The organism is Photobacterium indicum (genome assembly GCF_003026215.1).
Lineage (GTDB): Bacteria > Pseudomonadota > Gammaproteobacteria > Enterobacterales > Vibrionaceae > Photobacterium > Photobacterium indicum.
Window position 1 is genome coordinate 58964 of sequence record NZ_PYOC01000009.1, and the last position, 11500, is coordinate 70463.

The 11500-nt window shown below is 41.7% G+C and carries 11 protein-coding genes and 1 tRNA gene; 4 read left to right on the top strand and 8 right to left on the bottom strand.

What is annotated here, in order from left to right; genetic code table 11:
* Positions 1-266: 266 nt before the first annotated feature.
* Positions 267-357: transfer RNA gene (locus tag C9J47_RS19945), tRNA-Ser, on the bottom strand.
* Between the two features lie 212 nt (positions 358-569).
* On the opposite strand from C9J47_RS19945, the gene C9J47_RS19950 reads away from it, so the two are divergent.
* Positions 570-890: a hypothetical protein gene (locus C9J47_RS19950; RefSeq protein WP_107255067.1), complete on the top strand. Its 321-nt coding sequence runs from the start codon at positions 570-572 to the stop codon at positions 888-890.
* A gap of 31 nt (positions 891-921) precedes the next feature.
* On the opposite strand, the gene C9J47_RS19955 is transcribed toward C9J47_RS19950, so the two are convergent.
* Positions 922-1827 carry a DMT family transporter gene (locus C9J47_RS19955; protein ID WP_107255068.1) on the bottom strand — a complete coding sequence of 302 codons (906 nt, stop codon included), beginning with the start codon at positions 1825-1827 and terminating at the stop codon, positions 922-924.
* A gap of 152 nt (positions 1828-1979) precedes the next feature.
* Between C9J47_RS19955 and C9J47_RS19960 the strand changes: the two genes are divergently transcribed.
* On the top strand, positions 1980-3440 hold the full coding sequence (locus C9J47_RS19960; RefSeq protein ID WP_107255069.1) for an aminotransferase-like domain-containing protein: 1461 nt from the start codon (positions 1980-1982) through the stop codon (positions 3438-3440).
* A gap of 93 nt (positions 3441-3533) precedes the next feature.
* Here the strand turns inward: C9J47_RS19960 and C9J47_RS19965 are convergent, their stop codons facing one another.
* The 5 genes from C9J47_RS19965 to C9J47_RS19990 all read right to left on the bottom strand — a co-directional run bounded on the left by C9J47_RS19965 (position 3534) and on the right by C9J47_RS19990 (position 10266).
* Positions 3534-4403 (bottom strand): TPR end-of-group domain-containing protein, encoded by an 870-nt coding sequence (locus C9J47_RS19965; protein WP_107255070.1) that lies wholly within the window; start codon positions 4401-4403, stop codon positions 3534-3536.
* Between the two features lie 729 nt (positions 4404-5132).
* Positions 5133-6227, bottom strand: coding sequence for an ABC transporter permease (locus tag C9J47_RS19970; RefSeq protein ID WP_342749876.1), 1095 nt, complete (start codon positions 6225-6227; stop codon positions 5133-5135).
* A gap of 29 nt (positions 6228-6256) precedes the next feature.
* A complete protein-coding gene (locus tag C9J47_RS19975) occupies positions 6257-7225 on the bottom strand; it encodes an ABC transporter ATP-binding protein (protein WP_107255072.1) in 969 nt (322 codons plus the stop codon).
* Positions 7215-8168 (bottom strand): HlyD family secretion protein, encoded by a 954-nt coding sequence (locus C9J47_RS19980; protein WP_107255073.1) that lies wholly within the window; start codon positions 8166-8168, stop codon positions 7215-7217. Before C9J47_RS19980 ends, C9J47_RS19975 begins: the two co-directional genes overlap by 11 nt.
* 487 nt (positions 8169-8655) lie before the next feature.
* The gene (locus C9J47_RS19990) at positions 8656-10266 is read right to left on the bottom strand and encodes an NAD(P)/FAD-dependent oxidoreductase (protein ID WP_107255075.1); all 1611 of its coding nucleotides are present in this window, start codon (positions 10264-10266) and stop codon (positions 8656-8658) included.
* 150 nt (positions 10267-10416) lie between these two features.
* Between C9J47_RS19990 and C9J47_RS27165 the strand changes: the two genes are divergently transcribed.
* Positions 10417-10554 (top strand): DUF6500 family protein, encoded by a 138-nt coding sequence (locus C9J47_RS27165; protein ID WP_170107551.1) that lies wholly within the window; start codon positions 10417-10419, stop codon positions 10552-10554.
* A 127-nt stretch (positions 10555-10681) separates the two neighbouring features.
* Positions 10682-10972, top strand: coding sequence for a YkgJ family cysteine cluster protein (locus C9J47_RS19995; RefSeq protein ID WP_107255076.1), 291 nt, complete (start codon positions 10682-10684; stop codon positions 10970-10972).
* An 86-nt stretch (positions 10973-11058) separates the two neighbouring features.
* Here the strand turns inward: C9J47_RS19995 and C9J47_RS20000 are convergent, their stop codons facing one another.
* Entirely contained in the window at positions 11059-11490 is a 432-nt protein-coding gene (locus C9J47_RS20000) for a hypothetical protein (protein WP_245903549.1), read from the bottom strand.
* Positions 11491-11500: the final 10 nt, after the last annotated feature.

Consider the following 11500-nt stretch of genomic DNA (forward strand, 5'->3'; position numbering starts at 1 on the left):
GATTTGGCACAAATTACTCTAACCACAAACGCTAGATGCAAAAAAGGCGCTGATAAATCAGCGCCTTTCTCTAAATGTGGCGGAGAGATAGGGATTTATTACTCGCAAGCTCGTACCCTTCGGGCTATTGCCTTTTCGCACCTTCGGCACGGGCAATGTGCTTTCGCTTCGCTCAGGTGAACCCAGTCTAGGATTCTGCATCCCTATCGGATTGGTAAACTATAGACGTAAAAAAGCCGCTAACAATGTAGCGGCTTCTTTGAATGTGGCGGAGAGATAGGGATTTGAACCCTAGAAGGGCTATAAACCCTTGCCGGTTTTCAAGACCGGTGCTTTCGACCACTCAGCCATCTCTCCAACGCGGCGAATAATACCTATCCCCTAATGGGTTGTAAATACCTTGCAACGCTAACTGGATGGTTATTGAGCAGTATCGTAATAAAAACTTATATCAGGGTAAATAACATACAAAAACGATCAAAAAATGCCTTTAAATCAAGCATTGCACTCTTAGAACAACATGCGATACTAAAATCTATGTAGGTATTAACGGAGCACAGGCTGTAAAAATGCACATTCCCTCTTCGCTTTTCTTCTTCACCCTAATTATGGGTATATTTTCGGTGCATGCCTCTTCTTCTGATGCGTGGGAAGAATTTGAGCAAGCAGTTAGAACACAATGCAGTATTCAATTTGACCGTTCTTTTTCTCGTTATCATATCTACATCGACCCATACGGCACAGAGTCATATGGTATGGCAATAGCCAGAGGCAAACTGAAAAGTAGCACAGGATTACGCGCCCCCGATTCATCAATGGTTTGTATTTACAATAAACAATCTAAGCAAGCAGAGGTAGGCCAGAGCTTTAACAGTAATCGTCTTGATTAAGCCGTTGATCTACTACTTGTCTGGATTGGTATTATAATGCTGAGCTTTTTACCGTTGAGCCAGCCACTGTATTTAGCTTTGGCTTTCGTGTCACAAGGAAAACAGCGCAAGCGGCAAGCATAAAACCAATCACGCCGTAACCATCAAACTTTTCGCCAAATACCAACCATGCTTGGAATGCTGTCATCGGTGGTACAAGGTAAAACGTTGATGCAACTTTAGACGACTCGCCATGCTTAACCATATACAGCAGCAACATAATCGCCACCACAGACAACACAAAGACTAGCCATAGTAAGGTTAACGTAAATTCAGTGGTCCACTGTACCACCATTGTTTCAGTTGAAAGGGCAATAGGAACAAACAACAGCGCAGCCGCTGTATATTGCCACACTGCTCCACCAACCATATCGACACCCTGACAAAACTTCTTCTGATACAAGGTGCCCAATGTAATACCCAGCAGTGCCAAAACAGCAAAACTATAAGCCGCTTCGCGTTGACCTTCTTGCTGCCATTCCATATTACCTTGCAAAACAAAAGTGATACCGATAAAGCCAATGACCAAACCAACCCACTGTGATAAACGTAGCTTCTCAGAACTGAAACTCACTAATAATACGGCAGTTAAAATCGGCTGAAGTCCCACTAATAAAGCACATAGCCCTGCAGGCATACCCATCGAAATGCCTTCATAAGTGCCCCCCAAATAGAAACCATGAATCAACAGACCTGCAACCATTGAGTGTCCCAAGTCTTTACCTCTGGGTAAACGGGCACGCAGCAGCACCAATAGCACCAAAAAAACAGCCACATTGGCTAACATACGCATTAATAAAAATGTGGCGGGTTCGGCATAATCCAAGCCTAAGCGAGCACCAACAAAGCCTGAGCTCCACAGCACTACAAAGATAAAAGGAGCAAAGCGAGCTAACATGAAAACCTCTGTTCTTTTTGTTTATTTGCCTTTACTTTAATGGGTACAGTATTTTTAAAAAGGGACAGTTTACTTTCTTTTTATGGGTACAGATTGGTTGGAGTGGTCAGTGCTAGCCACACTCATTATTTTTTAAGAAAGGACAAACTTGAATGACAGCCTCTATCAGTAAAAAATACCACTCTGTAGAACGGTATATAACCCAACGTATCAGCCAAGGTAGCTATCAAGTTGGTGACAAATTACCGTCTATTAGAGAGCTAAGCGAACAATTGGCTGTTAGCAAAAATACGGTTATTCGTGCTTACCAAGAATTAGAAGCTATTAGTATCATTTCATCACTGCCGCGTTCGGGCTATGTTGTATGCCAACCGACCCAACCTGTATCACAACCAGCTAACGAACCTAGCTATGTCGACTTAATGTCAATTAGCAAAACTATTCTCAAGCACCCTTTAGAACAATATTCAATGCCTGCAGGTTCTGCACATCCGAATACCGATTTCCCTGCAATTCGTTCACTGTATGCTGAAATTGGTCGCCATAGTCGCTACCAAACGGCTATTCCTTGTCATTACCAAATGCCACCGGGTAATGAAACTCTGGTCAAGCAACTAGTACATATCAATGAAGAATTAGGGATAATCACATCACCCAATGAAATATTGATTACCCATGGCGCACAACAAGCCATTAGCCTGAGTTTACAAGCTTTAACTCAACCGGGTGATATTGTATTGGTAGATTCACCCTGCTATTTCGGTACCTTATTATTACTTGAATCACTTGGCTTAAAAGCATTGGAAATTCCGACCAATACCACCACAGGTATCGATTTGGTGGAATTATCGAAAGCCCTTAAACAATGGGCAGTCAAAGCCATTCTATTAAACCCAAGCTACAACAACCCAACAGGGGCAGTAATGCCCGATTCTGCACGGCATGCCCTACTCAATCTCACGACAGGCATTCCCATTATCGAAGATGATGTATTCGGTGGTTTGGCTTACCAGAACCGTCCGCAAACCTTGAAAACCTTGGATACTGAGGGACGCGTTATTTACTGCAATTCTCTTTCAAAAACCCTTGATTCACGTTTACGTCTTGGATGGGTTCTAGCGGGGAAATACCAGCACCAAATAGAAAAGCGCCTAATAAGCGATAATATGGGCAGCTTGAATTTGATGCAGTCGGCTGTGGGTGAATTTTTGACAACCGGAAAATATCGCCAACACTTGAATAAAATTCGTCGCACTTATCGTGTGAACCAACGTGACTTTACTACCAGCTTAACCCAAGCTTTCGACCGTTGTCCGTCACTCAAAGGGCAATACCATTTGTCTAAACCCGAGGGTAGTTTTTTATGTTGGCTAACCCTACCCCAACATGCCGACGGCTTTGTAATTTATCAAACAGCACTGGCTGCTGGTATCAGTCTGTTACCTGGTAAAATGTTCTCTACCCAAGGGCAATATAATCACTGTGTGCGGTTTAGCTTTGCAAGTTTTCAAAACAATGCACAGTGGCAACAAGGACTCACATTACTGGCGGGAATTATTGCAGCTCACTTAGAAGGAATTGCACACACAAGGAAGGAAAGTAGCGCAAGATAATTACCGATGTTGGTGTGTAAACACACCAACATCAATTTTTAATCTCGGTTAATTAATAGTAAAATAAATAGCATTTTTATACTGTGAGAAATATTAGCTATCGACACCTTCAATAAGAAGATCAAAACGTTCATTACCAAATAACGTTTCAAAATCAGCTTCTTCCGCTGCTAGCTCACGTAATGATTCACTGCCAACAATGGCACGCTCAAGATCAGAAATGGCCTGCTCTTCTACCCCAAGTCGTGCATACGCACAGGCACGCTGATACAGTGCATGCGCATTGGTATCATCCACTTCTAACACCCGATTACACAAGCTGAGTGCCCAATGAAATTCTTGAATTTCCATAGCAGCATCCGCTTTATAGGTTAAAGCTTCTAAATCGCCAGGACGTATTTTTAAAATTTCATCGTACACTTCAATTTTCTGTTCAGATGTCTGAGCACTTTGCGCACGTAACCATAAGTTATGAACTTCGTTAATGCGTTCAATTTCTTTATTGTTCTCACTGATATTGCGTGTTTTACGTTTAAGTTCACGCTCTAGTGCTTGGAACTTATTCTCGTATGACTCTGCAATTTCTTGCAATTTTTCATCTGCATCTTTTAGCTGCTGATCTGCCATTTTCTTGGTATTAGTGCGTAATTCACGTAATGATTGCCAACCAATCATTGCAATTAACGACGCAACACCCGCGATAATGTAGAAGAAATACGTCACGGTTACATTGGCATAGTTCAACGATTTATCGGCTACCGCTAATTCACGATCAGTAATTTGTATTATTAATCGACGTTCGAGATCTTGCTGATCGGTTCGAAGCGTTTTCAATTCGTCGAGTACGTATCGCTCCATTAATGGTTTATCATATATGCTTTGTTCTGCATATACCTGCTCTTGCGCCAATCCGGGCAAAGCAGTGCACAGCAAGGTCAAAGCAAATAAAATTCTAGGGAGCATAATACGGTCGTCCTTCGGTCATGATGTGGGTATATCTTTCGCACTGTAAGCAATATTGCATAAAATATGTAGCCACACATATCTCATACGATAAATCGATGTACACCCTAACAGATCTAAAGCTAGTTAATCCAACACTGCTTCGCAATATTGTAAGCAAATAACACCATCGATTCATTAAGATAAGTCATTGCCTTATAGCTTTACCTATACAACAAAAGCTCATCACCGATGTGATGTATTAAAGTAAATTGTATCGAGTTCAAAGGGTTTATCGCCTCTTAGCACGACAGTAAGGTCCAACATTAACTTTAAATAAGAATTCCACATAAACCACTGATAAATATTAAATTGGATCATCGCTATCAATCTAGTTCACATTAATAACAATTAAGTTACAAGTTTTTATTGATTTAATAATTATTAGAGTAATAATGAACACTGTTTTCAGTTATCAAGCTAGGTTCTACAAGGCTTGTTTGCTGAAACATTGGATCAACATTCACCTCTCATTAACGGATCTAAGGAGAGACTATGAAAGCAGATGATAAACATCTATGGCTTATTCCAACAGGTATTAGCATTCTCATGGCAGTATTGGGTGCCTTTATCTTGCAGCCATTTCTATAAACGTTATTAACATGCACAGCACACCACGCCGTTTAAAGGCAATGAAAAAGGGACAGCCGTTATCGACTGTCCCTTTATTTTTTGCCCAGTATCAGTGGCTTAATCCAAACTTTTCTTAAAGCGCATCGAGGCTACAATAATACCAATAACAGTAAAAACAAATAGCCACAAAGCATCACGCCATAAGTCCATTAAATCCGCACCACGTAATACAATGCCACGAATCATTCGCATGAAATGTGTCGCGGGCAATATCTCTGAAATCCACTGTGCGGCGACTGGCATTGCTTCATAAGGGAACATAAAGCCAGACAATAAGATGGACGGCAACAAGATAAAAATGGTCATTTGCATCGCTTGCAATTGCGTCTGTGCTATTGTCGAAATTAATAACCCTAACGTTAAACTCGCAGAAATAAACAATAGCGTGCCGAAAAGAATCTGAGTGAGCGCACCATTTATAGGCACCGCAAAAATATAATGCCCAAGGCCCAGAATGATGCACACTTGCAGTAACCCAACGAAAATATAGGGGATGATTTTCGCAACCATTAATTCGAGTGAATGTACTGGTGTCGTGATTAATAGCTCTAAATTTCCCCGTTCTCTTTCGCGTACAATCGCAGCTGACGTAAACAGAATCATTGTCATCGTTAAAATCACACCCAGCAAACCCGGCACAATATTTACCGCAGACCGTCGCTCTGGATTAAAAAACAAGGCGACCTCAAACGTTGAAGGCCCTGTAGGTTCATAATTCACCAGCTCTTGCAACGGCATGTCTCTCAATTGCAATAACGCTGCACTGACCATGGTATCGGAGCCATCGACCAGCCATTGACCCACGGTACGATCTTGGGCAATACGCTGTGCAAGATCCGATGGCAGCACTAACGCGCCACGTACTTCACCCGCTGTAATTGCCTGCTCTGCTTCACCAACCGTTGCATAAGCTGCTTTAACTGTGATCACTTGCGTCGCTTTAACCGATTCGGTGATCATTCGCCCAACAGCAGATTCACTTTGATCAACCACTGCGATGGGAATATCACGTACATCGGTATTGATCGCGTACCCGAACAATAACAGCTGAATTAATGGGATCATCACCACCATGCCAAATGTAATACGATCCCGCGACAGCTGACGGATCTCTTTGATCATGATGGCCTTTATACGAAAAAAACTTCCCACAACGCGTTGATGTAAAGTAAGCCTCGACATTATTGACGCCCCTTACCCGTACTGGTTACAAAAACATCTTCTAAACTCGGTCGAGCAATACTCAGTTCTGGTGCTGTATTTTGAGGGAAATTCGTTGCTAACCATGCTGTTAACCAACCTATAGGATCAACAACCGAGGCTTCAATCAATACTCGCAATCGAATACCTAACTGCGCCGCAGAACGCACTTCTGGTAATAGCAATAATGCCTCTTTAATATGACGTAACTGTTCTGCTTGCAGTTCCACCACCGTCACACCCATGTTCTCCATCAATTGTTCAGGTGCACCATCGGCACGTACAACCCCCGACTCCATAATCGCCAAACCATGACAGCGTTCAGCTTCATCCATGTAGTGGGTTGTCACCAAAATAGTCGTGCCTTGATCACTAAGATCGAATAACTGTTCCCAGAAATCACGCCTGTTCTCTGGATCTACCGCTGAGGTTGGTTCATCTAGCAGTAATAAATCAGGTTTATGCATGGTTGCAGCCGCCAAGCCCAAACGTTGTTTCTGACCACCACTCATGCTGCCAGCCCGCTGCTTGGCACGTTGGTCTAGCCCATAGGTTGCCATCTGTTCATGAATACGCAGGGTTAACTGTTTATTCGGCATACCAAAAATTTGCCCTATAAACTGCAAATTTTCATACACGGTTAAATCTTCATACAGGGAAAATTTTTGCGTCATATACCCAATACGCAAACGTAACTTTTCTGCCTCTTTGGGAATTGATAAACCCAACACATCCACTTCGCCTGAGGATGGACTAAGTAGCCCTGTTAGCATCCGTAGAGTCGTTGATTTACCGCAGCCATTGGGGCCTAAAAAACCATAGATACTGCCTTTCGGGACAACTAAATTTAAGCCATCTACCGCAGTAAAATCGCCGAATTTGCGCGTTAATTGCTTAGCGATAATTGCCGTATCAGTATGTTCACTAATCTTACTGCGACTATTTAGCATTGACAGGCATCTCCACTTGCGCTGGTACACCAGCAGGAAGATCTTTCCCTTCAATCGGTAAATCAATTTCGGCTAAATATACCAAACGAGCACGATCTTCTTCATTTAGCGCATAGTAAGGTGTAAACGACGGCTCTGTTGCAATCCAGCGTAATGTGCCTGTGAATGTGTTATCTAAGCCATCTACGTGCACAACTAAGTTATCACCCGCTTTTAGTTTTACACGATAAGGTTCAGGTACATATACACGCGCATAAGGAACAGTGTCCGCTTGAATTGCAGCCACAATACCATTCATAGGCACACGTTCGCCCACGTTGTAAGGCAGGCTATCGAGTACCCCATTGCGTGTCGCAGTAACTGTTAAGTCACTAAGAATTTGCTGTTGAAGTGCCACTTCCGCATTGGCTGCAGCTAATGACGCTTGTGCTTGCTTAATATCTTCTGGACGTTCGCCATTTGTCATCTTGGCATAATTCTCTTTGGCTGAATCATAGTCAGCTTGAGCCCCATCATTTTCAGCGCGTGCTTTATCTTTTTCAGCAAGGCTAGCAAGCTTTTGCAGCACCAGTTTACTGGTACGTTGGTAGCTTATTTTAGCTTCAACCAGCATGGCATTAGCACGTGATAATTTAGCCTGTGCCGCGGCAATATCTTCTGCTCGCTCACCATTAGTTAACCTTAATAAATATGCATCCGCTTTTGCTTCATCGGCCATTGCTCGGGCAAGGATTGCATGTTGCTGGGTGGTATCCAGCTTAACGAGCACATCGCCTTTTTCGATGTATTGCCCTTCTTTAATTGGCAATTCTCTAACGATTTCATTTGCCGTTGCTGTTAATGTCACGCGATCACGCTCTAATGTGCCTAGCGCTTGCGAAGGGGCATTTTGATCACAGCCTATAATGGACAAAGCAATCAACGAAATGAAAGCGAAACGCATGCTATTCACAATAAGTAATCCAATTATTAATTTGATGAAACAATTAGGCCGTATTGACGTTTCAAGATTCGGCCTGCTGAGAGCGATTTTTTCAGATAACAAGGCAGAAATTGCAGTGACTAGTAGTTCTAATCATAAGATTTCTAACGAAGTAAGGTGGAAAAATAGCCTCAGCCCAAAGGGTGAAGTCTGAAAAAGCTTTATACTGCGTTACTCAAGGTGCATTTAGGTGACTAAACATTACATTTCGTGCCTTGTCTAAAGACGTTTTCAGACTTCACAGGCTAGAATTTGAAACGTCAACACGCCCTAGTTAAAAGTCTACGCCTCTTTTCTTTGCATACAATTAAAACAATTCAACCAAAGTTCAGAATTTGAATAACTTCACGTTTGTATAATCAAAAAAAAAGCCCGCTAAAAATTAGCGAGCTGTTTATTTGTATATAAAAGTCTGTATATAAAAAGCTTATACCAAGCTAATCACATATTAATTAGTTTTCAGCATATCGAGTGCAACGGCTTCGGCAATTTTAATACCATCAATACCAGCAGATAAAATACCACCAGCGTAACCAGCACCTTCGCCAGCTGGGTATAAACCTTTCGTGCTTAAACTTTGGTAATCGGCACCACGTTTGATTTGCACAGGTGAAGAAGTACGTGTTTCAACACCAGTTAGCATTGCATCATCTTGTGCAAAGCCACGGATTTTCTTGTTGAACGCAGGCAGTGCTTCACGTATTGCTTCAATGGCAAAATCAGGCAGACTTGTGCTTAGATCTGTCATTGTAACTTCCGGCTTGTATGACGGTTCAACGTCGCCGTATGGCTTAGCTTCTGCACCTTTTAAGAAATCCCCTACACGTTGTGCAGGTGCTTGATAAGTGCTGCCACCTAAAATATAAGCATTACGCTCTAGCTTACGTTGTAATGCGATACCTTGAAGTGGATCATTATCAAAATCGCTTGGCGCAATACCAACAACAATCGCACTGTTTGCATTACGCTCACTACGTGAATATTGGCTCATGCCATTTGTTACAACTGCTTCTGTTTCTGAAGTAGCTGCAACCACCACACCACCCGGGCACATACAGAAGCTGTATACTGAACGTCCATTTTCACAGTGGTGAACCAGTTTATAATCGGCAGCACCTAAGATTGGGTGACCTGCATTAGTGCCAAAGCGTGCTTGGTCAATCAGTTCTTGTTTGTGTTCAATACGGAAACCAACAGAGAAAGACTGCGCTTCAAGGTAAACACCTTTATCATGCAACATTTGTACGGTATCACGCGCACTGTGCCCAATAGCTAACGTTACATGCTTCGAGTTAATGACTTCTCCGCCATTTAGCGTAACACCCGTTACTTGGTTATCTTCGATATTGATTTCGTCAACACGTGTTTCAAAACGAATTTCACCACCAAGCTCTATGATTTTGCGGCGCATGCGCTCAACCATAGTCACCAATTTGAACGTACCAATATGTGGTTTGCTCACATAAATAATTTCTGCAGGTGCGCCTGCGGCAACAAACTCTTCTTTTACTTTTAAGCCTAAGAACTTTGGATCTTTCACTTGGCTGTATAATTTACCGTCAGAGAATGTACCTGCACCACCTTCACCAAACTGTACGTTTGATTCGGTATTTAATTCACCTTTACGCCAAAAACGGAACGTATCTTTTGAACGTTCATGTACCGATTTACCACGCTCTAAAATAATTGGGTTGAAACCCATTTGAGCAAGAATTAAACCAGTAAATAAGCCACATGGTCCCATGCCAATAACGATTGGACGCTCTGTTAAATCAGCAGGTGCTTGTGCAACATACTTATACTCTGTATCAGGTGATTGCCTAACTTGCTGATCACGCTCAAAACGGCTTAATAGCTCATCTTCATCAACATTGGTTAATGTTAGATCAAGAGTATAAATTAGAGTGATCACATTACGTTTACGAGCATCATAACCACGTTTAAAGATATGGATGTCGACAAGTTGCTCTGCCGTAATCGACAGTTTATTGAAAACAAAATTGCGCAATGCATCTTCATCATGATCTAACGGTAATTTAACTTCGTTTAGACGTATCATCGTGTGTTCACCTAACAGGACATATGGTTCATAATCTATGGCGCGCAGTTTACGTGATCTAGATCTAAATTGAAATTAGCAAGGCAAGCACAACATACTAAATAACCGTGTATTTTCATCATTACTTCATTTGATCAAAAACAGGACAATATGAACCCAATTTTAAAGCAGAAAATCATTGATGTGTGTAATACCGACGATAACCCTGAATTATTAATGGAAGCCGCACAATGGTGGATAATGACGCATCAATTAGATCATTTTGAGAAAGCAATAAAAATAAAATAAATAGTTAAAGATATGCATCTAGTCTAGTAACAGTACAGGCTGAGTTGATGACTAACGCATAATTGAGTTGCGTCTACGTGCTACCATTGTTATAAGCTCTCCATAAATATCGACACTGTAGTAGTTTATGACGATAGAAATTAAAGTAATACCGGAACCTGAAATAACCTGTGCTAATTGTCAGGCTTGTTGTTGCCGTTTAGAGGTCATGCTAATTACCGATACTGGCGTACCTAAAAAGTACATCGCAACAGATGATTGGGGTGGTCAAGTAATGAACCGTCTTGATGATGGTTGGTGTGCCGCGTTAGATCGCGACACATTAATGTGTTCAATTTACGAAGTTCGCCCATTTATCTGCCGTGAGTTTGAGATGGGGGAATACGAATGTATCGATGAACGTAACGCTAATTTATAATGCGACTCCTTCTACAGAACATATTTAGTCAATATTTCAATTCACGGCAGACAAAAAAGGGATAGTACAGGCTGAACTTAATACGTTTAAATAAACATTGAGCCAATCAGCCACCCTGCGATCCCAAATGATACGACTATTAATAAAAAGCCTATGTTCTCTGATAGTTCAGAAAGTGTGAAATTAATAAACCAATCTTTCATTTTTATTCGCCAGTCATTGTAGGAAGCTGTACTTTCGAACGGTCGTTCAATATCTAACGGAACCATATTTCGCTTAATCCACTCAATGTGAATATACGCATTGTTATACCACTGAATAACACGGTTATTGACCGAATAAGAGTCACGCCGATCATCAGCAAGAACCTGTTCAAACAACACCTGCTGTTTAGCCAATGACATACAGTTAACCACGCCTCTTTCGCCACTACTCAATTCAATATACAAGGTGAAATCTTTTATGTAGGTGGCTGTAGTTATATGGTCTAGCCTCTTAATTCTTTTTATTAATTCCATTTTTATCAAC